This window comes from Streptomyces sp. NPDC046465, from assembly GCF_040646035.1.
In the GTDB taxonomy this organism is placed as follows: Bacteria; Actinomycetota; Actinomycetes; order Streptomycetales; family Streptomycetaceae; genus Streptomyces.
Genome location: NZ_JBEYZK010000003.1, coordinates 182,945 through 207,564 on the forward strand (window position 1 = coordinate 182,945; position 24,620 = coordinate 207,564).

The 24,620-nt window shown below is 71.0% G+C and carries 15 protein-coding genes; 8 read left to right on the forward strand and 7 right to left on the reverse strand.

From position 1 onward, the window contains the following. Positions 1-131 precede the first annotated feature (131 nt). The 6 genes from ABZ953_RS06135 to ABZ953_RS06160 form a co-directional block, all read right to left on the reverse strand. The gene (locus ABZ953_RS06135; RefSeq protein WP_361717479.1) at positions 132-809 is read right to left on the reverse strand and encodes a response regulator transcription factor; all 678 of its coding nucleotides are present in this window, start codon (positions 807-809) and stop codon (positions 132-134) included. A 316-nt stretch (positions 810-1,125) separates the two neighbouring features. Then, a complete protein-coding gene (locus ABZ953_RS06140) occupies positions 1,126-2,463 on the reverse strand; it encodes an MFS transporter (protein ID WP_361717482.1) in 1,338 nt (445 codons plus the stop codon). Further along, positions 2,460-4,391 (reverse strand): amino acid adenylation domain-containing protein, encoded by a 1,932-nt coding sequence (locus ABZ953_RS06145; protein WP_361717485.1) that lies wholly within the window; start codon positions 4,389-4,391, stop codon positions 2,460-2,462. The genes ABZ953_RS06140 and ABZ953_RS06145 overlap by 4 nt, the downstream gene beginning before the upstream one ends. Before the next feature lie 32 nt (positions 4,392-4,423). Then, complete coding sequence (locus ABZ953_RS06150) at positions 4,424-5,209, reverse strand: class I SAM-dependent methyltransferase (RefSeq protein WP_361717488.1); 786 nt, start codon at positions 5,207-5,209, stop codon at positions 4,424-4,426. Further along, positions 5,206-6,144, reverse strand: coding sequence for a thioesterase domain-containing protein (locus ABZ953_RS06155; RefSeq protein ID WP_361717491.1), 939 nt, complete (start codon positions 6,142-6,144; stop codon positions 5,206-5,208). The genes ABZ953_RS06150 and ABZ953_RS06155 overlap by 4 nt, the downstream gene beginning before the upstream one ends. A 74-nt stretch (positions 6,145-6,218) precedes the next feature. Continuing rightward, positions 6,219-6,983, reverse strand: coding sequence for a sulfotransferase family protein (locus ABZ953_RS06160; RefSeq protein ID WP_361717494.1), 765 nt, complete (start codon positions 6,981-6,983; stop codon positions 6,219-6,221). Between the two features lie 255 nt (positions 6,984-7,238). On the opposite strand from ABZ953_RS06160, the gene ABZ953_RS06165 reads away from it, so the two are divergent. From ABZ953_RS06165 to ABZ953_RS06195, 7 genes are all read left to right on the forward strand, one after another. Then, positions 7,239-10,571, forward strand: a complete 3,333-nt coding sequence (locus tag ABZ953_RS06165) for an amino acid adenylation domain-containing protein (RefSeq protein WP_361717497.1) — start codon at positions 7,239-7,241, stop codon at positions 10,569-10,571. Between the two features lie 41 nt (positions 10,572-10,612). Beyond that, complete coding sequence (locus ABZ953_RS06170; RefSeq protein WP_361717500.1) at positions 10,613-12,838, forward strand: acyl-CoA dehydrogenase family protein; 2,226 nt, start codon at positions 10,613-10,615, stop codon at positions 12,836-12,838. Positions 12,839-12,885: 47 nt separating this feature from the next. Continuing rightward, complete coding sequence (locus tag ABZ953_RS06175; RefSeq protein WP_361717503.1) at positions 12,886-13,143, forward strand: MbtH family NRPS accessory protein; 258 nt, start codon at positions 12,886-12,888, stop codon at positions 13,141-13,143. Beyond that, entirely contained in the window at positions 13,140-13,949 is an 810-nt protein-coding gene (locus tag ABZ953_RS06180) for an alpha/beta fold hydrolase (RefSeq protein ID WP_361717506.1), read from the forward strand. The genes ABZ953_RS06175 and ABZ953_RS06180 overlap by 4 nt, the downstream gene beginning before the upstream one ends. Then, entirely contained in the window at positions 13,946-17,152 is a 3,207-nt protein-coding gene (locus ABZ953_RS06185) for an amino acid adenylation domain-containing protein (protein WP_361717510.1), read from the forward strand. The genes ABZ953_RS06180 and ABZ953_RS06185 overlap by 4 nt, the downstream gene beginning before the upstream one ends. Continuing rightward, positions 17,149-18,771 (forward strand): condensation domain-containing protein, encoded by a 1,623-nt coding sequence (locus ABZ953_RS06190; RefSeq protein ID WP_361717513.1) that lies wholly within the window; start codon positions 17,149-17,151, stop codon positions 18,769-18,771. The genes ABZ953_RS06185 and ABZ953_RS06190 overlap by 4 nt, the downstream gene beginning before the upstream one ends. A 107-nt stretch (positions 18,772-18,878) precedes the next feature. Further along, positions 18,879-19,862 carry an aldo/keto reductase gene (locus ABZ953_RS06195; protein ID WP_361717516.1) on the forward strand — a complete coding sequence of 328 codons (984 nt, stop codon included), beginning with the start codon at positions 18,879-18,881 and terminating at the stop codon, positions 19,860-19,862. A 125-nt stretch (positions 19,863-19,987) separates the two neighbouring features. On the opposite strand, the gene ABZ953_RS06200 is transcribed toward ABZ953_RS06195, so the two are convergent. Continuing rightward, complete coding sequence (locus tag ABZ953_RS06200) at positions 19,988-21,157, reverse strand: argininosuccinate synthase domain-containing protein (protein WP_361717519.1); 1,170 nt, start codon at positions 21,155-21,157, stop codon at positions 19,988-19,990. A 340-nt stretch (positions 21,158-21,497) separates the two neighbouring features. On the opposite strand from ABZ953_RS06200, the gene ABZ953_RS06205 reads away from it, so the two are divergent. Next, positions 21,498-24,620: a non-ribosomal peptide synthetase gene (locus ABZ953_RS06205; protein ID WP_361717522.1), complete on the forward strand. Its 3,123-nt coding sequence runs from the start codon at positions 21,498-21,500 to the stop codon at positions 24,618-24,620.

Consider the following 24,620-nt stretch of genomic DNA (forward strand, 5'->3'; position numbering starts at 1 on the left):
GAGGAGAAAACCGTGCTCGTCGGCGCGTGGGGAGAACAGCTAGTACGGCAGCGGGACGTGCGGCTCCGTCAAAGCGCTGAGGGCCAATCGGTCGAACCGCCGGTGGACGGGTCGGCCGAACAGCTGATGGGTCAGCCGTCAGCTGTCGCCATCTGCATCACCCCTGAGCGGTAGGCGAACGAGACCAGTTGGGCGCGGTCCCTGAGCTCGAGCTTGTTCCGCAGCCGGTACACGTGCGTGCGTACCGTGGCGATGCCGATGGCGAGGTCCACCGCGACCTGCTCCGTCGACCTGCCGCGCGCGATGAGCGAGAGGACCTGCCGCTCCCGCGGAGTCAGGGCCGCCGCGACGGGTTGCAGACTGCCTTCCGGGCGGCTGTCCTGCCGGCGGAACCAGCTGACCAGCCGCTCGGCGACCCGGGGCGCCAGCATCATTTGTCCGCGTGCCGCGGCGTGTACCGCCGAGACCATCTCCGCGTGATCGACCTCCTTGACCAGCAGGCCGGTCACGCCTGCGTGCAGCAGGGCGGAGATGACGTCGTCGCTGTCGTCCATGGTGAAGGCGACGATGCGCGGAGCAGGGGAGATGTCCTCCTTGCGGAGGCGTTTGATCATTTCCAGGCCCGAAAGGCCGTCCAGAGCGAGGCTGGTGATGATGACGTGCGGACGGCGTGTCCGGGCGATCATCATCGCGTGGATCCCGGAATCCGTGGAATCGATGACGCGAATGTCTTCTTCGGGCGCCAGAATCGCACTGATTCCGTTCCGCACAATGGGCAGTTGATCGCAGATGAGTACGTCGATCGGCATGGTCCCCGTTTCGCTTCCCGTCTCTGGGGACATGAGAAGGCGTACGGTATTGAAACCGAAATCTCGCACACATGCTCGTACGCGCCCGGGCATGTTGCAGCCCTTGGACGCGACGGCATTCGGCTTGATTTCCCCCCGGTTGGTCTTCCCCGTCCCGCATCCGCCCCAGCTTGTGATGAAGGCGGTTTGGTTGGTGTAGACCCTGCCGACTCTCGCTGTACAGGTCAAGGCTTGAGTTTCGCTGCACCGTGTGCTTTTGCGGCCGCCCCAGCGGAATTCCGCGTGGCTTCGAGGCGGTCGTGATCAAGCCACAACGTCAGGACGCGGTTCCAGCCTCAGCCTGTGGCCGGAAGTCTATGTCCTTGCTGTCCGATTCCTGATCCTCGTGCACTGCCTCCAGATTGCGGGCATCTCGGACCACGAACAACAGTGCGGGCGTAAGGAACATCCACATGGCTCCCACGATGAGGACGGTCGTCGTGGACGTCAGGCCGCCGGCGGGACCGACGAGGGCCTGGCCCACGGGGAGCAGCCCGATGCTGCCCAGCCATTCGTACGAACTCACCCTGCTCATCGAGCCGATGGGAACGTTCTGCTGCATCGCGGTCAGCGAGAAGACGTTGAACATCGAGAGGCCGATGTTGCTGATGATCGCGGCGACGGCGATCACGGGCACCGGTGCGAGCAGGGCGATGGCCAGGAGCTGAAGGCCGTAGAGGCCGAGCGGCATGAAGGACGCGCGCATGATGAAGCGCGGCCGCATGCGGAGCGCGATCACGCCGCCCAGGACCGAACCGAGCCCGGTGCACGCGCTGATGATCGCCCAGGCGGACGCGCCGCCGAGGTCGTCACGGGCCAGTGCGGGGCCGAACACCTGCCAGGCGGGCAGCACCAGGAGATGGAACGAGGCGGCCCACGCCACCATCGTCCACAGCCATGTCCGGGACTTGAACTCGCCCCAGCCCAGCTTGAGGTCGTTGAAGATCGACGAAGCCTTCTCCGTCTCCTCCTTGTCCGTGGCGGACGCGGGCGCGAGACGAATGAGGTACAGGGCGGCGGCGCTGACGGCGAAGGTCGCCGCGTCGAAGATCAGGGCGGCACCGGGGGAGAAGAGGACGACCAGGACACCGGCGATGGCCGGGCCGACGGTGTACGCCGTGTTCTCGCTAAGCCCCATCAGCCCGTTCGCTCTTTGCAGCTGCGCGGGCTTGACGACCTCGGGGAGCAGACCCGTGGCGGCCGGATGGAAGAAGGCTCCCGCGGTACCCGCGATGAACTGGAGCGCGACCATCGACGGCAGTGAGGCGGTTCCCGTGAGCAGCATGACGCCCTGCGCCAACTGGGACAGGAAACAGGCCGCGTCGCACAGGAGCATCAGGCGCCGACGCGACATGCGGTCGGCGATGACTCCCCCGAGGAGGAGCAGCAGCACGGTGGGTATCACCCGCGCGGCGAGCACCAGGCCGAGGGCCGTGGCGGAGTCGGTCAGCTCCAGTACGGCGAAAGCGAGGGCGACCGGGACGATCGCGTCGCCGATGATGGAGCTCGTCTGGCCGATGTAGAGAAGCCTGAACTCGCGCTGGCCGACCAGTTCTCGCAGTTCCCCCCTGCGGGCCTTCCGTTGTTTCGTCGGCCCGTCTGCGGAACTGTTCATGTCGTCCTTTCGTGAGTGGGCGCCTGCGCGGCCGGACCGTCCGGCTCTGTTTCCTGCGCGGCCAGGAGAGCGTCGAGTTGATCGGGGTCCATCGCCGCCATCAGCTCCGCGGTCACCGCCTGCGCGAGCTGCGCCACGGTGGGCCCTTCGAGGAGCACGCGAACTTGCAGTCGCACACCGAAGTCACGCCGCACTCTGGCCATCAGACGGATGGCGAGCAGCGAGTCCCCACCGATGCCGAAGAAGTCGTCGTGGATGCCGACGCGCCGACGGGAAAGCACCTGGGCGAAGTTGTCCGCGATGCCCTCCTCGATGTCGTCGCGCGGTTCGTCGGCAGGCTCGGCATCGTCCCATGTTCTGACGGGTGCCGGGAGTTGAGTGGGGTCGAGCTTGCCGTTGGGGGTGGTGGGGAGGGCGGCGAGAGGGGTGATGGTGGCGGGCACCATGTGCGGCGGCAAGTGCTCCGCGAGGTGGGCGAGGAGGGACTTGAGGGTGACCGAGGTGGCCGGGACGCCCGCGGTCAGGACCGTGTGGGCGGCGAGCTGCGGGTGTGTCGGGTCGCTGCGGTCGAGCGTGACCGCGGCGGCGTGGACGCCCGGGTGCGCGAGGAGGGTCCGCTCGATCTCGCCGGGTTCGATCCGGAAGCCGCGGAGCTTGATCTGGTGGTCGCTGCGGCCGTGGTGGTGGAGCCGTCCGTCGGGGGTGCGATGGGCCAGGTCACCGGTGCGGTAGAGGCGCCCGCCGGGCACGTGGGGGTCGGGCAGGAAGCGGCCCGCGGTCAGGTCGGGGCGGTTGAGGTAGCCCTTGGTGACGCCGGGCCCGGAGACGTACATCTCGGCGATCGAGCCGTCGGCTACGGGGCGCAGCCGCTCGTCCAGGAGATGGACGGTCAGGTCCGGCAGCGGCGTGCCGATGGGGGTGCCGTGCGGCCGGGGATCGCTCAGGTCGGCCGGGGTGAGGCGGTGGTGGGTGACATGCACGGTGGTCTCGGTGATGCCGTACATGTTGACCAGGCAGGGGGCGTCGGTGCCGTAGTGGGCCGCCCAGTCGGCGAGCTGGGCGGGCTGCAGGGCCTCGCCGCCGAAGACGATGTGCCGCACACGGGTGGCGCCGTATCCGGCGCGGGCTGCCGCGCGCGCCAGGTGCGCGAACGCGGTGGGGGTCTGCGAGACCATGGTGACCTGCTGCTCGCCGATCAGCCGCCACATGGCGTCCGGGTCGCGGGTGGTGGCGTAGGGCACGACGTGGACACGGCCGCCGTGCAGCAGCGCGCCGTAGATCTCCCAGACCGAGAAGTCGAACGCGGCCGAGTGGAACATCGTCCACACATCGGTCTCGTCGAAGCCGAACAGGTCCTTCGAGGTGGCGAAGAGCCGCAGCAGGTTGTCGTGGCTGACCGCCACCCCCTTGGGGCGGCCCGTGGAGCCCGAGGTGTAGATGACGTACGCGGTGTCCAGCGCCGACACCCGAGTCCATTCGCCGTCGGCGCCCTCCGTGCCGCGATCGGGCGTACCGGTGTCGTCGAGGTCGACGAACGCGCCTCCCACCCCGGCGAACGTCTCCGCCAGCCGCCCCGGGGCCGCCACCGCCACACAACCGGCGTCCGCCACCGTCATCCGCAGCCGCTCACTCGGATATCCCGGGTCCAGGGGCACATAGCCGGCCCCCGTCCGCAGCGCCGCCACGAGCGCGACGATCAGGCCCGCGCCGCGGTCCGTGCAGACCGCCACCAAGGAGCCGCGCCCCACCCCCGCCGCCCGCAGGCGCCGGGCAAGCGCGTCCGACCGGCGGTCCAGTTCCGCGTACGACAACGACTGCGCACCGTCAGAGACCGCCGTGCGCTCCGGCCACCGGCCCACCACTTCCGCCAACGCCCCGCACACGCCCGTGGCGCTCTGCCCTGCCGGATTCTCGGACGCGTTCAACACGGCTTTTCCCCTTTTTCTGACGTCCTGGTCATTCACTCGGAAGCGGTGGCAACCCAGACGAAGTCCTCGGATTCCGGCGCGTAAGGGCTGCGCTCGTAGTCCCCGTACTCGTGCTCGATGTGGAAGCCCGCCTGCTCCAGCAACGTGCGGATCTCCGGCGGGAATCGGTATATGTTCTTGCGGATGTCGTGGCGGCGTTCCAGGACGAGGCCCTGCTCGTCGAGGATTTCGCTCACCCGCCGACGCGTGATGCTCTGCTTCTCGAAGTCGAAGGTGCTGTAGTCCCACAGGGCGATCCGTCGGCCCGTACGCGGGTGACGGATCTCGTCGACGAAAAGCTGACGATTGTGGTAATTGGTGAAGTCCGCCTCCTGGAAGACCGGCACTCCCGCGACGAAACGCGCCCCCGGCAGCATGTGCCGGCGAATGGTGGCCAGAGCCGCGAGCCAGTCCTCGTCGGTTTCCAGGTGGAACATCGTCTGGCCGCCCGCGAGGACGAGGTTGAAGCGCTCACCGAGGTCGAAGTCGCGCAGGTCGCCCTCGACCAGCCCGACCCGCTCCTCGGCCACGCCGGACTCCGACAGATTGATCCGGCCCTGGGCCAGCATCGACGGGGAGCGGTCCACGCCCACCGCGCGGTCGACGTATTCCATGCAGGGCAGGAGCACCCGGCCCGTGCCGCATCCGATTTCGAGCAGCGGGCCGCCGAATTCCTTGGCCTCGGTGAGCAGGAAGGGCAGATCGAAGCTGTTGAGATCGGCCCAGAGAACGTCGTAGATCTCCGCTTCGTGGAGGTAGTCGTCTTCGGTCGCGGTCACCGGTACTCCTGAGTTTCGTTGACGGTGTGAAGCAGAATGCGGGCGATGTCGTGCACGGTGTCCCCGGTCAGCAGGCTGAAGTGGTCTCCGGGGAGAGGGTGCGGCCGCAGCGGGACCTCCGTGCACAGGGGCTGCCAGGTGTCCGGACTGACGTCCGAGCCGTCGGCGTGGAACAGCGTCACCTGCCCGTGATGGGCGCCCGGCGCGTGCCGCTGCATGGCTCTGGTGGCGTGGGCGAACACCGCGTACCGGCTCCGGAGTTCCGCCGTGCCGAGGCCGAGGCCGAGCCCTTGTTCCGCCAGGCCGCGGGCCGCGCGTTCCAACGCCTCGGGCACCGGGGCGTTCCAGACGGCGTCCGGCAGCGGCACCCCGTCGGTCTCGGCGCCGCTCGAACCGAGCAGGTCCTCGACGAACGCCCGCAACGTCTCCGCCCGGGACCACGGGCCGGTCCCGGCAGGCCACGGCGCGCTGTCGATCAGCGCGACCGGCACGGCCCGCCCGGCAGCGGCGGCGTGGCACCGCGCCATCTCGTGCGCGACCAGGCCACCGAAGGACCAGCCGCCGAGCAGCGCGGCGTGCGCCACCCCACGCTCGCCGAGCAGGTCCAGATAGTGCTGGGCCAACTCTCTGACGGTCGGCGGGTGTTCGCCGGAAAGTGTCTCGTCGGCGGCGATCGCCCAGACCGGATGCGGCCCGGCCAGGAGCCGGGCGAGCCTCCCGTAGCAGAAGACCCCGCCGCCGATGGGATGGGTGAGCACGATCGGATCGGTGCGCCCGGCCGCCCCCTCGCGCAGGACGATCACGCCGCCCGACGAGGTGGCCGCCCCGGCGGGCGAGGTGGCGGCGCCGGACGGCCGAGCCTGCTCCCGCTCCCGGAGCATGCGCAGGTACAGCTCGCGCTGGGCGGGGGACAGCGCCTTGATGCGCTCGTCCACGGAAGGCGTACTACCGTCTCGCGTCACTGATTCCCCCTCGTTCGCCCCGGCGTTCCTGCTCCCCCTCGCGACCGCTACGGCTGTGCGGGCGCCTCTTCGGGCCGCAGGCGCCGCTCGTACAGGTAGGTGTAGAAGGGGAGTTCCTGCCGGTGGTAATCGGCGAGCAGTGGGTTGCTCTCGACCGTGTCCGCGTATTTCTTGGCGCTCTTCACGAAACCGTCGGTGGCGCTGGCGTCCTGGTGCCAGCGCGCCGTCAGCTTCCACTCCGCGGGCATGCCGGGGGACCAGGAGAGCGTGGTCGGGTCGAACGGCAGCCCGACCCGCTCGCAGTACGCGCGTACGGTCGCCTCCGGCCGCTCGATGAGGTCGTCGGAGTCGACCACGACGGGCTCGGCCCCCTGGGCCTGAGCCACCGCCAGGTAGATCTCTTGCAGCCGGGCGAACCCGACCTCCTCCAGGCGCAGTTCGGGATTGAGCGCGTAGTGCGAAGCGATGACCTCGGCAGGGTCCCTGATGATGAAGGTGTGGCACACGTCGCGCAGGAATTCCCGATCCCCGAGCACCCCCGGGTAGTGGAAATCGGTGGTGTCCTTGAAGAACAGTCTCGATTTCGTTCCCATATCCCCGATGGCGGAGATGAGTTCGGCCTCGGAGCGCACCACCCGGTCTCCGACCTCCGCGGAACCGAAGTCCGCGAGGCGGGAAAAGGGCTCGTGCAGGGCGAGCACGTCGTCCCGCCCCATCATCATGCGCAGGAACGCGGTCGAGCGGGAGCGTGGAGCGCTCCACAAGGCGATGACCTGCGCCCCCGAACCTCCGCCATGCAGCGAGTCGTTCATGTCCGGCTCCTCTTCTCGACGGCACGGTCACCGTGGCCCGCCGCTGCACATGGGTCAGCCGCGGCCAGCAAGCAGACTAATCCAGAGCCCGGATCGCGGAATAGCGAATGGCTTTACGCAGTCGTTCATCGCTGAGCCACAGTGGGGTAAGCGTCACGCTTACCCGGAACAAGCGCCGATGGTGAGGACAGTCCCCGGGGCCTCTCTTTATCGTTCCGAATCGGTACACGAAGTCCGGCCGAATGGAGATCTGCCATGAGCGAGCTGGTCAAGAGACTCGCCAAACTGCCCGAGAGCCGCCGGGCGGAGTTCCTCGCGCAGCTCCGCTCGGGATCCGAGGGCCGGCGAAGCCAGGAACTGACTCCCAGGGACACCCGGGAGCCCGCGCCCCTTTCCCATGCGCAGGAGACCCTCTGGTTCATCGACCGGCTCGCACCCGGCAGGGCCACGTACAACGTCGCCAGCAGCTTCCGCATCAGGGGAGCGCTCGACGTACCCGCCCTTCGCAGGGCGCTGCGGACCGTGGTCGACCGCCACGAGACCCTGCGCACCTCGCTGGTCGACACGCACTCCGGCCTGGTGCAGCGCGTGCTGCCCGCGGCCGACCCCCGGGTCGGGGCCCCGCTCGCGGTCCGGGACCTCTCCGGTGCCGCGGAGGGCGCCGAGGCCGCCGCCCGGAACTTCGCCACCGAGCTGGCGCGCACACCCTTCGACCTCACCGAAGCGCCCCTGTGGCGGGCGGAGTTGGCGCTCCTCGGCGCGGAGGACCACCTCTTCGTGTTCGTCGTCCACCACGTCGTCTTCGACGGCTGGTCGGCCGGCGTCTTCACGGACGAACTCTCGGCCGCCTACGCCGCCGAGGCCCTGGCCCCCCTCGCCGTCCAGTACGGCGACTACGCGGACTGGCAGCGGCGCCGCCTCACCGGCGACACCTACGAAGAGCTGACCGCGTACTGGCGCGGGCGGCTCGCGGGCGCCCCCACCCTGGAACTTCCCACCGACCGGGCCCGGCCCCCGGAGACGACCTACGACGGCACCTATCTGCGCCGGGTCCTCGCCCCGGACCTCGCGGCCCCCGTGGCGCGGCTCGCCCGCTCCTGCGGCGTCACCCCCTACGTCGTCCACCTCTCCGCCTTCCTGCTGCTCATGCACCGCTACAGCGGCCAGGACGACATCGTCATCGGCACGCCCACGGCCAACCGCGACCAGGTCGAGGTCGAGCGCCTTATCGGCTTCTTCGTGAACATGCTGCCGCTGCGCGCCGACCTGTCGGGCGCCCCGAGCTTCCGCGAGCTCGTCGGACGCGTCGGCGAGCTGGTGCGGGAGGACTTCGCGCACGGCGAGCTGCCCTTCGAGAAGATCGTGGAAGTGGCGCGGCCCCGCCGCGACCCGTCGCGTTCCCCGCTGTTCCAGGTCGTGTTCGCCTTCCACAACACCGTCGACAAGGGCCTCGGGCTGGCGGGGCTCGACGTCCGCCAGGAGTACCTCGACGCCGGTACCTCCCGCTTCGACCTGAGCTGGAACGTCACCGAGCGCCCCGAAGGCAGCGTCGTGGAGGCCGAGTTCAACACCGACCTCCTCGACCCCGAGACCGTCGAGGAGCTGCTCGCCCACTACGAGCGTGCCCTCACCGCGGTGCTGACCGACCCCGGCCTGACGGTCTCAAGGACACCGCTGCTCACGCACGCGGCCCGCGAGGACATGCTGACGAGGTGGCAAGGCCCGTCTCTCGCCGTACCCGGCCTCTCCGTCCCCGCGCTCTTCGAGGAGCGCGTGCGGACCGCTCCGCACGCCGTCGCCCTGGCCGTCGGCACGGAGCAGCTCACCTACGCCGAACTCAACGAGCGGGCGAACCGCCTTGCCCGAGTGCTGCGCGCACGCGGTGCGGCGCCCGGCGAGCGGGTGGCGCTGTGCCTGCGCCGTACACCCGATCTGATCGCGGGCGTCCTCGCGGTGCTCAAGTCGGGCGCCGCGTACGTGCCGGTCGACCCCGGCTACCCGGCGGCCCGGATGGCCTCCATTCTCGACGACGCCGCGCCCGTCGCCGTGCTCGCCCACGAGGCGTGCGCCGAGAGCCTGCCGGGCGGCCACGACATCCTCGTCCTGGAGCGCCTCGCGGACGACCTGGCCGCTCAGGACGGTGACGACCCGGCCTACGAGGTCACCCCCTCGGATGTCGCGTACGTCCTGTACACCTCCGGCACGACCGGCCGTCCCAAGGGTGTACTCATCGAGCACCATTCGGTGGCCGGGTTCGTCGAGGCCATGAAGGACCTCTTCCACCTCACCCCCGACGACCACGTACTGGGCTACGCGTCGGCGAACTTCGACGTCTCCGTAGGCGAGATGTTCAACGCGCTGCTCACCGGCGCGCAGTTGCACCTGGTGCCGGACGACGTGCGCCTCGATGTGGTCCTGTTGCAGGAGATGCTGGAGAAGGAGCACATCTCCGTCGTCGACCTGCCGCCCGCGGTACTGGCCCTGCTCGACCCCGACCGCCTGCCCGACCTGCGCATCGTCTTCGTCGGGGGCGAGGCCTTCCCCGGCGAGCTGGTGAACCGCTGGAACCGCGACGGCCACCGCTTCTTCAACGGCTACGGACCGACGGAGTGCACGGTCACCATGGTCGTCCACGAGTGCCCCGGGCACTGGGACGCCTCCCCGCCCATCGGCCTGCCCATCGCCAACCATGTCGCGCACGTCCTGGACGAGCACCTGGAGCCGGTGCCCTACGGCGTGGTCGGCGAACTGCTCGTGGGCGGCGAAGGGCTGACGCGCGGATATCTCGGGGCCCCCGAGCTCACGCGCGAGAAGGTGGTCGCCGACCCGTTCGACAGCACCGCGGACGGCCGCCTCTACCACACCGGTGACCTGGTGCGCAGGCGCCGTGACGGCAGCCTCGTCTTCGTCGGGCGCAAGGACCAGCAGGTGAAGATCCGCGGCCTGCGCATCGAACTCGGTGACGTGGAAGCCGCGTTGGCGACCTGCCCCGGTGTCAGCCAAGTCGCCGTGGTGCCCTGGGCGGACCCGCACGGCGAGCGGCACCTGGTGGCCTACACGGCCTCCTCGGGCGCCCCGGTCGAAGCGGCCGAGCTGCGGACACACGCGGCCGCCCGGCTGCCCGGCTACATGGTGCCGTCCTTCTTCGTCACGCTGGAGGCGCTCCCGCTCACGGTCAGCGGCAAGGTCGACCAGCGGGCCCTGCCCGATCCGGATCCCAGCCACTTGGCGGCGCGGGAGACCGGCGGAGCCCTGCCCCGCACGGAGACCGAGCGCATCCTCGCTGAGGAGATCTTCGCCAAGGCCCTGCGGCAGGACCGGGTCGGCGTGCACGACGACTTCTTCGCGGTCGGAGGCAACAGCCTCCAGGCCGCCTCGCTGATGTCGCTGCTCTCCGAGCGCTTCCAGGTACGGGTCGGCCTCGCGGAGTTCTTCCGCTCGCCCACGGTGGCCCACCTCGCGGAGACCGTCGACCGGCTGCGCGCCCAAGCCGACGGCGGCGACGACCTGCTCGCCCTGATCGAGGGGATGTCGGACGAGGACGCGACCCGTCTCATGGACGCGGACGCCGACGACCAGCAGAGCTGACCGGGTGACACGCACCGTACGAGCGAGAAGAGACCAGCGACATGCACTTCGGCTTCACTCCGGACCAGGAAGCGTTCCGCGGCCGCGTACGCGAGGAGCTCGGCGCCGGGGACATCCGTGCTGAGCTGGACCGGCTCCTGGCCGACACCGGCCGGGAGCCGGACATCCGCCCGCTGTACCGGGCGCTCGGCCGCCGTCGGCTGCTTGCCGCCAACTGGCCCGAGGAGTACGGGGGCCAGGGCGCCACGCTGACCGAGGCCTCGATCGTCGCCGAGGAACTCGCCCGCGCGGGCGTGCCGGACACGCTGCACGTCAACACCGTGCAGATCGTCGGGATGTTCCTGCTGCACGCCGGGTCCGAGCAGCTCAAGGCGCGTTACCTGCCCGCTGTCGGCGAGGGGCGGAGCTTCGCGAGCGTGCTGTACACGGAGCCGGAGGCCGGATCCGACCTCGCCGGGCTGCGCACCACGGCGGTACGCGACGGCGACGACTTCGTCATCAGCGGAGTGAAGGCGTACAACCTCAAGAGCGACATCACCGATGTCGCCCTGTGCGCCGCGCGGACCGGCGCCGCCGACGGGCGCTACCAGGGCATCACCCTCTTCATGGTCGCCATGGACGCCCCGGGCGTGCGCAGGGAGACCATCGCGGGGATCGCCGACGAACAGTTCCACCGGGTGGTGCTCGACGAGGTACGCGTGCCCGCCGCCGATGTCGTCGGCGAGGTCGGCCAGGGATGGCAGCTGCTCACCCAGGCGCTCGCCGTGGAGCGCACCGGTCTCGACTACTCGCTCAAGGCCGAGTCGTGGTACGCGGCCGTCGTGGCCGGTGGCCTCGAAGCGGCGGAGCTGGAGCGCGGCGGCCGCTTCGGCGCCGAGGTCGAGGCCGCGCGGCTGCACACCTGGTGGGTGCTCGGGCAGCTCGACCTCGGACTCGACGAGGCCGACACCACCAGCGCGGCCGTGGCCAAGTACGTCACCAGTGAACTGGCCCGGGAGGTGGCCGCCTGGGCGAACACGCTCCCGCCGTCCGCCGCGTCGCCGTCCCTGGAGGCCGCGTACCGGGAAGCGCCCGGTCTGACCTTCTCGGCGGGGACCTCCGAGATGATGCTCCAGATCGTCGCCGCGGGCGAAGGCGGCGGTACGGGAGCCGCATCCGAAGCGGCCGAGGACACCCTGACTCGCCACCTGAGGCAGGCGATCCGTACCCGCTTCGCCTCGGCGGCGGAGCGCAAGCTCGGGGCCGACGCCGTCCACGGCCCCCCGGCGGTGGACGGCACGTCCTGCCCGAGCTGGCCCGCGCTTGCCGAGATCGGCGCGCCCGGATTCGAGGTGCCCGCGGACGCGGGCGGGCTCGGCCTCGGACTGCCCGGCTCCCTGGTGGTGTGCGAGGAACTCGGACGCGCCGCCCTGAGCGGCCCGTACCGCGCCACAGCACTCACCGCCGACGTGGCGGGGCTCTGCGCTGACGGCGCGCACGAGGCCGTACTGCAGGGCTTGAGCGCGGGTGAACTGACCGTGACCGCCGACGTGTTCGGGGCGGCGGGGCGGCTCGCGGCGCAGTCGGCCGACGGGGGCTGGACCGTCTCGCTCCGCCCCGTCGACACCACGCACGAGCCGGACACCACGCACCGACTGCTGCTCCTGGAGACGCCGGACGGCCTGGTTCCGGCCCTGCTCCCCACGGAGCTCCCCACGGATGCGGCGGCAGTCAGCGGCGCGGACGCCACCGTCGACGTGTTCGTCCCGCACACCAGCGCGCTCGGCCGCCCGTCACCGGCGCAGTGGGCGGAGCTGACGGCCCGCGCCCGCATCCGCCAGGCCGCCTACCTGCTCGGCCTGGCCGAGGGCGCGCACGCCGCGGCCCGCGCGCACACGCTGCGCCGCGAGCAGTTCGGCTCCGTGCTCCACGACTTCCAGGGCGTCTCCTTCGCGCTGGCGCGCGCGGCGACCCGCCTGGAGACGGTGCGTCTTGCCGTGCGCAGGGCGGGCGAGCTCGCGGACGAGGACAGGACCGCCGAACGCGCCGCGGTGGACGCGCTTGCGCTGGCCGCCGACGCGGCGGCCGAGGTCACGGCGACCGCCGTGCACGTGTGCGGGGTGCGCGGTCTGACCGCCGAGCTGCCGGTGCAGCGGCACTACCGTCTCGCCCGCACGGAGACCGTCCGCATGGGGGCGCCCGCCGGGCTGTTCCGCGAGGCAGGGCGGCTGCGGCTGTCCGGCAGGGACGACCTGGAACTGCTGACCGCTCCGACTGGCACGCCATGACCGAGCACCGCCGAACCAGAACATGACCGACAACCGAGGAGACGTCCATGGCCGCATCCGTACAGCCCGAGGCCGCGGAGCAGGAGAGCGAGCTCCAGTACCGCGTGGTCGCCAACGACGAGGAGCAGTACTCCATCTGGCCGCTGGGCCGCGAAGTGCCCGCGGGCTGGCGCGACATGGGGGTCAGCGGACCGGAGGCGCGGTGCCTGGAGCACATCGCCGAGGTCTGGACCGACCTGCGGCCGCTGAGCCTGCGCCAGGACATGGCGGCCGGGGCCGTGCTCTCGTCGGCGCAGTCCCGATGACCACGGACACCACTGTGGACCGGTGGCTCTCCGGCGAGCGGCTGCCGCAGGCCCGTGCCCGGCTGATCGCCTTCCCGCACGCCGGGGGAGCGGCCAGTGCCTACCGGCAGTGGTCGACGTGGGCGGGCCCGGACATGGAGCTGCGCGCGGTGCAGTACCCGGGCCGCGCCGGACGGTTCACGGAACCGGCCCATACCCGGTGCGAGCCCCTGGCGCACGACATAGCGGCGCGCCTCCAGGCGTTCACGGATCTGCCGCTGGTCCTCTTCGGGCACAGCATGGGCGCCTTGGTGGCGTTCGAGGTGGCGGTGGAACTGGAGCGGACGTACGGCATCCGGCCCGCCCACCTCATCGTGTCCGGGGCTCCGGCCCCCTCCGTGCCGTCCCGCACCATCGCGATGCGCTCCGACGTCCCCGACGCGACGCTGGTCGCCGCCATGCGCGAACTGGGCGGCAGCAAGGAGGAAGTGCTCGCCGATCCGGAGCTGCTGCCCCTGATCCTGCCGGTGATGCGCGCCGACCTGACGATCGGCGAGAACTACCGGCCGCGCGCCCGGACGAGGATCGGCGCCCCCGTCACCGTCATGTCGGGCGCCGACGACTCCTCCGCCACGGCGGCGGACGTCCAGGGCTGGCAGGAGTACACCACGGGAGAGTTCCAGCAGCTCTCCTTCCCCGGCGACCACTTCTATCTGCACGCGGACCAGGCGCGGCAGGTCTTCGGCCGCGTACGCGACCTGGTCGGGCAGTGCGCGGCCGACGGAACGCGGCGGCCCGACAGGCGATGGAGCGAGCACACCCAGTGACGTACGCGCAACCGCTGGTCCACCAGCTCTTCGAGGCCCAGGCCGCCACCGCGCCGGACGCCGTGGCCGTGGTCCACGGCGCCGCCTCGGTGAGTTACCGGCAACTGGACGAGCGCGCCGAAGCGCTGGCATGGCAGGTGCGCGCGCGGTGCGCCGACGCGGTGGACGAGGGCCCTGCCGGGGAGCCGGTGGTCGCTGTCCGGATGCCGCGCGGCCCGGAACTCATCACGGCGCTGCTCGCCGCGGCCAAGGCGGGCGCCGCCTACCTGCCGCTCGACCCCGGGCTCCCCGCGGACCGCACCCGGTATCTGCTGCGGTCCGCCGGGGCACGGCTGCTGCTCACCGACGGCCGCCGCGTGCCGGACGCCGACGTCGCGGCCGTGGCCGGGGACCTGCCCGTGCTCGACGTGCGCGCCGCGACGGACGGCAGCGCGGGCGTCGGGGCAGACAGCGTGGTGACGGGCGTCGGGGCGGACAGCGTGGTGACGGGCGTCGGGGCGGACAGCGGTGTACGCGACGACCCGCGACGCCTCGCCTATCTCATCCACACCTCCGGTTCCACCGGCCTTCCCAAGCCCGTGGCCGTCGAGCACCGGTCCCTCGCCAACCACGCACAGGCCGTCCGTGCCCTCTTCGGGCTGTCCAGGGCGGACCGGGTGCTCCAGTTCACCAACCCCGGGTTCGACGTGCTCGGCGAGGAGGTCTACCCGACCCTCGCCGCGGGCGGCACCCTCGTCGTCCTGGACGACACCGCGCTGCCGCCCGCCGCGCTGGAGGACTTCCTCCGTACGCACCAGGTGACGGTCGCCAACCTCCCGACGCCGTACTGGGCCCAGTGGTGCGCCGACCTCGAACGGACGCCCCGCCCCCTGCCGCCGGGCCTGCGGCTCCTCGTCGTCGGCAGCGACACCACGCACACCCGCACCCTCGCCGCCTGGCGCCGGCACAGCGCCGTGCCGGTGATCAACGCCTACGGACTCACCGAGACCACGATCACGGCCACCGCCGCGGTCTACCCGGACCGCGCCCCGCTTCCGCCCGGCAGCACGCTGCCCATCGGCACCGCACTCGACGGCGTCCAGGCGTACGTCCTCGACCACGAGATGGCGCCCTGCCGTCCCGGTGAGACCGGCGAGCTGTACATCGGCGGCCGCGCGGTGGCGCGTGGTTACCAGGGACGGGCCGACCTCACCGCGCGGCGCTTCGTCCCGGACCCGTTCGCCGGGAACCCCGGCGACCGGCTGTACCGCACCGGCGACCTGGCACGCAGGGACGCGGACGGCGCGATCGAGTTCCTGGGCCGCGACGACCACCAGGTGAAGATCCGCGGCCACCGCGTCGAGCCGGCCGAGGCGGAAGCGGCGCTCGCACAGGATCTCCTGGTACGGGAGTGCGCCGTGGTGGCCGTGACCCCCGAGTCCGGACACACCCAGCTCGTCGCCTACATAGTCGGGGACGCCGATCCGCAGCGGCTGCGCGCCCTCGCCGTCCAATCCCTGCCCGACTACGCGGTCCCCTCGGCGTACGTCGCCCTGCCCGCCCTGCCGGTCACCGCCCAGGGAAAGCTGGACCGCAAGGCCCTGCCCGCGCCCGCACCGGAGGAGCGCCACAGCCCCTACGTCCGCCCCGAGGGGCCGGACGAGGAACGGCTCGCGGCCCTGTGGAGCGAGGTGCTCGGCGTCCGCCGCGTGGGGCGGACCGACGAGTTCATCGGGCTCGGTGGCGACTCCCTGCACATGGCCCGGGTGCTCGGCCGGATGGCGCAGGAGTACGGGACACGTGTGACCGCACGGGAGTTCCTGGCGGCCGGCACGGTCAAGGAGCTCGCCGTACTCGTCCGAGGCGGCACGCCCGTACCGTCCATGGCACGGGAAACCGCCCCCGCGGACGCGGTCTCGCCCGGCGAGCAACGCCTGTGGATCCTCGGACAGTTCAGGCAGGCGGCGGGCACCGCGTACAACGTGCCGAGCGCGCTGCGGTTGCGCGGGCCCCTCGATGTCGCCGCACTCCGGCTCGCCCTGGCGGATGTCGTCGAGCGGCACGAGCGCCTGCGGACCTCCTTCCACTTCAGGGACGGCCGGCTGACGGCCGAGATCGCCCAGGGCGTGACGGTGCCGTTGCAGGTCATCGACCTGAGCGCGGGCGGACAGGGTGCGGCCGCCCCGCTCGTACGGGCCGAGCAGCTCGCGCGGCAGCCGTTCGACCTGGCGAGCGCCCCGCTGCTGCGCACCGCGCTCATCAGGGTGGCGCCCGACGACCACCTCCTCGTCGTGGTCACCCACCACATCGTCTCGGACGGGGTGAGCAGTGACGTCGTCGACCGGGACCTGGCGGCGGCCTACGCGGCGCGACTGGCCGGCGGCACGTCTCCGTGGCAAGAACACTCCACCGCGTACCGCGACTTCATCCGCACGCAAGCCGACCCGGATGGCTCCTCCGCTGCGGACGCCCTCGTCAAGCACGTGGTGGAACGGCTGCGCGGAGCACCCACGGTCCTTGACCTCCCGGCCGACCACCCACGGCCCAAGGCCATGAGCTACCGAGGCCACCGCCTCTCGCGCACCACCCCCAACGGTCTCCTCACCGCGGTCACCCGGCTCGCGCGCGAGGAGGGCACCACCCCGTACTGCGTGGTCCTGACCGCGCTCGGTGCCGCGCTGCGTGAACTCTGCGGGCAGGACGACCTGTTGATCGGCTCACCCGCGGCGGGACGGCCGGGGCCGGACTTCGAGGACGTCGTCGGATTCTTCGTGAACACGGTCGTCCTGCGGCTCGACTTCCGGGAAACCCGCTCCTTCCGCGACGCGCTGCGCCTCGCGCACGGGCAGGTGCTCGATGCCATCGAGCACGAGTACGTCCCCTTCGACCGGCTCGTGCAGGAACTCGTCACCGAACGGGTGCTGTCCGTGCCACCGCTCGTCCAGGCGGCCCTCGCTTACCAGGGGCCGCGCCGCCCCGAGGCCCGCCTCACGGGACTGCGGGCGACGCCCGTGCCGCTGCACAACGGCAGCGCGAAGTTCGATCTCACACTGGAGATCGAGGAGGTGGCCGGGGAGATGGTGGCCACCGTCGAGTACAGCACCGACCTCTTCGCGCGCGGCACGGTGGAAGACCTGCTCGACCGCTGGACAGCGGTGATTTCAGAGGCAGTCGCACGGCCCGACGCGGCCCTGTGCGACGCAAGGGGAGGGGCGAGGACATGACGGACACAGATGTGCGGGGGATGCCGACGGGAGAAGGGCCGGGCACAGGGCCGGGCATCGAGCGGCTGCGCGGCGTGTGGTCGCAGGTGCTGGGGCGTGACTCCATCGCGGCGGACGACAACTTCTTCTCCCTCGGCGGGGACTCGATCACGGCGATCCGCCTGGTGGCGGAGGCACGCTCGGCGGGCCTCGACATCAGCGTGGAAGAGGTGTTCCTCCACCCCACGCTCGGTGAACTCGCCCGTGAGGCCGCGGGGATCGCCGACGAGCCCGTCGCGGAACGGGCGTCTACGGGCGCCGCGCTCACGACGACGCTCGCCGACCTCGACCCGGCGCTCGTGCCCGCGGGCGTGGTGGCCGCCTACCCGCTCTCCTCGCTCCAGCTGGGCATCCTGTACCACTGCGAGCTCAGCGACGACCCGGCGCTCTACCACGATCTGACCCGGGTACGCGTGAGCGGCCCGTGGGACGAGGGGGCGCTGCGGGACGCGGTGGCGGCGCTCGTCGACCGGCACGAGATGCTCCGCACCTCCTTCGACCTCGCCGAGTTCCGCGAGCCCCTGCAACTGGTCCACGGCACGGCCACGGTCCCCCTGGAGACCCAGGACCTGAGCGGACTCACCGACGAGGAGCAGCGGAAGGCCCTGGACGACTGGTGGGAGCGGGAATCCGCGACCGCCTTCGACGAGACGGAGGCCCCGCTGCTCCGCGTCCACGTGGGCGTCCTCTCCCAGGACTCCTTCCACCTCTCCCTGTCGGTGCATCACATTCTGCTCGACGGCTGGAGCTTCGCCCGCCTCGCGACCGAAGTGCTTGTCGAGTACGAGCGGCGGCTCGGGTACGAAGGGCCGGGACTCGAACCGATGCCGCAGGTCCGCTACCGGGACTTCGTGGCGGCCGAGCAGAGCGCCACCCAGGACACCGCGTCCCGTACGTACTGGGGCGAGCTCCTGAAGGGCATGGAACCGCTGTACCTGCCGGCGGTCACTGCCGTGGACGAGCCCGAAGGCGCCGAGCTGGTACAGGAGTTGCCCGACGAGCTCGCGGCGCGGGTGCAGCGGTTCTCGGCCGCCCTGGGAGTACCGGCCAAGAGCGTCTTCCTTGCCGCCCACCTCTGGTCGATGGGCGAGCTCTGCGGGGCCGAGGACGTGGTGACCGGGCTGTGCGGGAACGGCCGCCCGGAGTCGGAGGGGTCGGACCTGGTGCTGGGTGTGTTCCTCAACGTGCTGCCGGTGCGCGTACGTCTGGAGCACGGCAACTGGACGGCGCTGGTCCAGGCCGCGTTCGACGCGGAGCGCGAGCACCTGGCCCACCGGGGATATCCGCTGGCCCGGATCCAGAAGGACCTGGGCCACGCCCCCTTCGAGGCGATGTTCAATTACACGGACTTCCATGTCTTCGACAAGGTCGACTCGCTGCGCCGCATCAGCACCGACCGGTGGATCTTCGCCGACCGCACGAACTTCCCGCTGCTCGTCGAGGTGAACCGGCTTCCGCAGCGGAAGACCTACGAGCTGAGCATCCGGGTGGACCCCGCACAGGCGTCGGGGGCACTCGCGCCGAGGATGGGGGAGCTGATGGTGCGGGCCCTGTCCGCCATCGTGCGCGAGACCGACTGACGTGAATGCGCCAGCGAATCAGTGACTAGCGGATCAGTGACAAGCGGATCAGTGACAAGCGGATCAGTGACAAGCGGATCAGTGACAAGCGGAAACGAGGTTGGAACGTGGAGTACCGACGCTTCGGCAGGCTCGGGTGGCAGGTCAGCGAAGTCGGCTATGGAATGTGGGGAATAGCCGGAGGTGAGGGCGGCTGGTCCGGTGCCGACGACGCCACGGGCCAGGAGGCGCTCGAGGAGAGCATTCGGGGAGGCTGCAACTTCTTCGACACCGCCTGGATTTACGGGCGAGGCCACAGTGAAGAATTGCTCGGACAGCTACTCGAGAAGCATGCGGGAGAACAGCTCTACGTCGCCACGAAGATTCCGCCGAAGGACCGCAAGTGGCCGTCGACGCGGAACTCAAGGCTCGCCGATGTATTTCCTGAGGACCACATCCTCGAATACACCCGCAAGAGCCTTGAGGGGCTCGGTACGGAATCGATCGACCTGCTGCAGTTCCACGTGTGGGAGGACGGCTGGGCCGACGACCGGAGCTGGCAGGACCCCATCCGCCGGCTGAAGGACGAGGGCGTCGTCAAGGGCGTGGGCATCAGCGTCAACCGCTGGGAGCCGACCAACGTCCTGAAGACGCTCGACACCGGGCTCGTCGACTCGGTCCAGGTGATCTACAACATCTTCGACCAGGCGCCCGAGGACGAGCTGTTCGCCGCCTGCCAGGAGCGGGACATCGCCGTCATCGCCCGGGTCCCCTTCGACGAGGGCACCCTGACCGGGACCCTCACGCACGAGACGACCTGGCCCGAGGACGACTGGCGCAGCTCGTACTTCGTGCCGGAGAACCTGCACGCGAGCGTCGACCACGCGGACCGGCTCAAGGAGGCGGTGCCCGCGGACATGACCATGCCCGAGCTGGCGCTGCGGTTCATCCTGCAGCACCCGGCGGTGAGCACCGTGATCCCGGGCATGCGCAGCATCCGCCACGTCGCGGCGAACCTCGGTGTGAGCGGGGCGGAGCCGCTGTCGGCCGAGCTGTACGCCGAGCTGCGCCGGCACCGCTGGGACCGTACGCCGACGGCCTGGTCCCAGTAATCCCGGTCATCGCAGTCATCCCAGTAGGGGGCCGGAGAATGCAGAAGGCCGGGGGCGGGGAGATGAACTCCCCGCCCCCGGCCTTTCCGTGCGGTTCAGCCGGTGACGGCCGACGACGTCCGGGACTAGCCCGCCTGCGTGATCCAGTGGTGGCCGCCGTGCGTGAAGCGCGTCTGGCGGGCCGTTCCCGGCGCGTCCGCGAGGTCGAGCAACCGCTGGACCTGGACGTTCCCGCGGTACAGCGTCGCCTCCACGGTGCCGCTCACACCGGCCGCGAGCAGGTCGACGCCGCCCGCCGCCGCCCGTCCGGACGCGTCGTGGAAGCGCCCCTCGTACACGGCGGTGCCGAGCGTGGCGGACAGTTGGCGCAGCAGCGCGGTCGAGGGCTTGTCGAGGCACGCCTGGTACAGCGCGTCGAGGCACGGGCCGAGCACGTCGAGGCCCGGCGCCTCGTACACGCCCCGGCACTTGGTCCCGTTCACCCGGTTCTCGACCACGGTGCGCAGCGATATCCCGTGCCGGCCGCCGAGGGCGTTGGCCCGCAGCATCGCTTCGAGCGGGGTGACCGCCGCGCCGTCCACCGCGACGGGGCGACCGCCCTCGAAGCGGACGGTGAACGTCTCGGGCTCGGCGGCCGCGTCCTGCGGCCACACCGTCATCAGCGGCTCCACCGACGCGGGCGCGGTGGTCAGTGACTCCAGGGCGTCGCTCTCGTGCGAGAAGCCGGCGAGCCCGCCGTCGACCGAGTACGCCACCCAGTCCGTGAGCTCCTTGGCATAGCCCAGGCCGGACAGGTACGTGCTCATGTGCGCGCGGGTCGGGAACCGCTCCAGCATCCACGCCTCGGTCCACGGCGTGAACACCGTGAGGTCGGGCGTGAAGCGTGCCGCGTAACGGGCGAACCTGGACTGGTCGTTGCCGCCGCCCACGCACCCGTGGGCGAGTACGTCGCACCCGTCGGCGCGCAGCACCGGTCCGAGCCCACCGACCAGGACCGCGCGCGAGGCGCCCGTGGTGTTCCAGTAGCCGCCCTCGTAGGTCGCCTGGTACGTCACGAGGTCGAGCGCGGTGCCGGCCATCTCGGCACGGAGGTCGACGACCTTGGACTTCAGGCCGTACTGGGAGAGGCGCGCGGCGAGTTCACCGGCGGGCAGCGGCGCCTGCTGGCCGATGTCGGCGACGTAGCACGTCACGTCGACATCGTTCTCCGCCAGCCACGCGGCGACGGCGGTGCAGGAAAGCCCGCCGGAGGTGAACAGGCCCACGCGCAGGCCCTTGAGTTGATTCAAATCCATCTGCGTATTACCCCCGGGGCCGTGCGTCGACATAGTGGGTACCGAATTCCATGACGGACCGAGCCGTGACATTAGTATCCCCGTTCTCGCCGCGTCAACGCTCACTCAACCTGCGACGGAAGGGTCGCCAACGGAGCCACATCTGTAATTACGATGATTACGGACGTGGTAATCACCCAGCGGTATCGCGGCTGCTTGCGGCGGCCTTACCTTGTTCCGGAATATTCGGGGAATCACGATTCGTTTTCCCGGTTCGGAACTTCGGGTTCACCCGAACAAGTCCGAACAGTCGGGGCACAGTAGGCCGCCCACGAAGCGGCCCGTCAAGGGGGCGTCCGGTATGACCGAGCGGTATCGAATCGGGTCGCGTAGTGACGTTGCGGAGCCATCCGCCGACGATCCGGGAGACCGCACCGTTCTCCAGCTCTTCGAGGCCAGGGCGGCCGAGACGCCGCAGGCGCCCGCCGTCACCCACGGCTCGCTGACGCTCTCCTACCGGGAGCTCGACGAGCGGGCCAACGCTCTCGCCCGGCGGCTCGGCGAACTCGGCGTCGGCCGCGGCGACTTCGTCCCGCTCCTCGTCGACGGGGGAGCGGAGCTGCCCCTCGCGATGATCGCGGCGATGAAGCTCGCGGCGCCGTTCGTCCCGGTCGACGACTCGGGCCCCGCGGACCGCCTCGTCCGGATGATCGAGACGCTCGACGCCAAGGTGGTACTGAGCTCCGAGGGTGGCCGCCGACTGCCCCTCGCCGTCCCCGTACTGCCGGTGCGGCCCGCGGACCCGGCGCCCGCCACCGCGCCGCCGCCCGTGCCCCCCGCCACCCTGAACGACATCGTCTACGGCTTCTACACCTCCGGCTCCACCGGCCTGCCCAAGTGCACGCTCAACGTCCACCGGGGGCTGCTCAACCGCTTCGCCTACATGAGCCGCCGGCTCAGCAGCCGCACCGACGAGGTGGTGCTGCAGAACAGCAGGCACCAATTCGACTCGTCGCTCTGGCAGTTGCTGTGGCCCCTCACCACGGGCAGCCAGGTCGTGATACCCGAACGCTCGGGCATCCTCGACCTCGAGGCGACCGTGGACGTCATCCACCGGCACGCCGTCACCACCACCGACTTCGTCCCCTCGATCTTCAACACGCTGGTGGAGCTGCTCACCACGGAGCCCGGACTCATCCACCGCCTCGGCTCCCTGCGCCGCCTGCTCATCGGCGGCGAGGAGATGACGGCGGACGCGGTCCGCACCTTCCGGTCCTACCTGCCGGACGTGGCCATCATCAACACCTACGGCCCGACCGAGGCGTCGATCGGCAGCGTCTTCCACACCGTGAGCGACGCCGACCGCGACCCCATGCCGATCGGCCGCCCCATTGACAACACCTACGCGGTGATCGTGAACGACCGCGCGGAGCCCGTCGGGAACGGGGAGACCGGCGAGATCTGGATCGGCGGCGAGTGCCTCGGCCTCGGATACGTGAAGGACCCCCGCAAGACCGCGGCCGTGTTCGTGCCCAACCCCTTCCCGGAGATCCCGGGCGACCGCCTGTACCGCACCGGTGACCTCGGCTACCGGCGGCCGGACGGGCTCCTGCAGTTCGTCGGGCGCCTCGACCACCAGGTCAAGATCGGCGGCGTGCGCATCGAGCTCTCGGAGGTCGAGGCGGGGCTGCTGAGCCACCCGCAGGTGCGGGAGGCCAAGGTGATCGTGCACGAGGAGGGCGAAAGCCGGGCGCTCGTCGCCTTCGTGACCGTGCGCTCCGCCGAAGTCGGGGCCACCCGGCTCAGGGAGCACGCCGCCGCGAGCCTGCCGCCCGCGCTCACACCGCGCCGCTTCGTCGTCCTTGACGCCATGCCGCTCACCCCCAACGGCAAGGCCGACCGCAAGGCACTCAAACAGCTCGCCCACTCCGGCCAGGACCAGACCGCGTCGCCGGAGCCGACCGTCTCCGGCGCCGCGGCAGGGGCGGAGCACGCCCCGGACTCCGTCGAGGTCGTCGTGCGCGCCACCTGGCTGGGCTTCCTGCCGGTCGGGCAGGTCGACCCGGGCGCCGACTTCTTCGAACTGGGCGGTGACTCGCTCGGCGCCCAGCGCCTCGCCGTCGCCCTGAGCGAGCGGTTCGGCACCCGCGTGTCGGTACGGGACGTGTACGAGCGCCCGACCGTGGCCCAGCAGGTCGCCCTCCTGACCGGACACGACGCCCACCAGCCGGCCCCGGACGGCGCCGCCGACGAGGCCGCGGCCCGCGAGCTCAGGGAACTCCTCGACGCCGACGCGGTGTTGCCCGAGGACATCGTCCCGCCGTGCGTCGTCACCTCGCCCGCGCCCCCCTGCGACGTGCTGCTGACCGGCGCCACCGGCTTCGTGGGCGGTCAGCTGCTGCACGACCTGCTGGCGAACACCGAGGCGGTCGTGCACTGCCTGGTCCGTGTGGACGACGCGGCGAACGCCCGGCAGCGGGTCGTCGCGAACCTGCGCGAGTACCGGCTCTGGGACGAGGCCCACGCGGACCGGATCGAAGGGGTGCCTGGAGACCTGCGGCTGCCTCGACTCGGCCTCGACGAGGGGGAGTTCACCACGCTGGCCGAGCGTGTCGACACGGTTCTCCACAACGGCGCCATGATCAACCTGGCCCGCGGCTACCACGCCCACCGCGGCGCCAACGTGCACGGCACACTGGAGATCCTCCGCTTCGCTACCACCCACCGCGCCAAGCAGCTGCACTTCGTCTCGACCCTGGGAGTGTTCCCCACCGGGCAGGACGGCACCGGGTTCATCCCCGAGGGCCCCGTGCCCGCCGGCGCGGTGCCCGCCGACGGCTACAGCCAGTCGAAGTGGGTCGCCGAGCGGCTGCTCGCCGAGGCCGCCGAGCGCGGACTTCCCGTCACCGTCCACCGCTTCGGCGAAGTCACCCCGCACTCCGTGACGGGCGTCCCCAGCCGCTGGGGCCTGCACGACCTGCTCGTCAAGGCCTGTCTGCAGACGCGGATGTGGTTCTCGAGCCCCATCGTCACCGACTACACGCCGGTGGACCACGTCAGCGCGCTCGTGGTCGCCGCCGCCTGCCGGGGCGAGCGCGGATGGCTGCACGAGGTGCAGCCCCGTGCCGTGAGCTTCGACGCCCTCATGGCCGTCTTCCAGGAGGTGTTCCGCCTCACCGAAGTGTCGTACCCGGTGTTCTGGGAGCAGGTGCGACGCCAGTCCGCCGCGTCGCCGGACAACAGTGACCTGGTACGAGTGCTCGCGCTGCTCCCGCCGCCCACCGACGACGACGGCGCTGCCGCCGACGGAGGCGGGGGAGTGCGGGTGAAGGAGAGCCTGGCGGAGCTCTTCCGGCAGGACCCGGCGGCGGTGGGCAGGGAGCGCGCCGAGCGGCTCGCGGCCGAGGCCGGTCTCGCGTGGCCGCCCGTCGGGCAGGACGTGTTCCGGCGCTACGCCGCCTTCTACCGGTCCATCGGCTGGTAG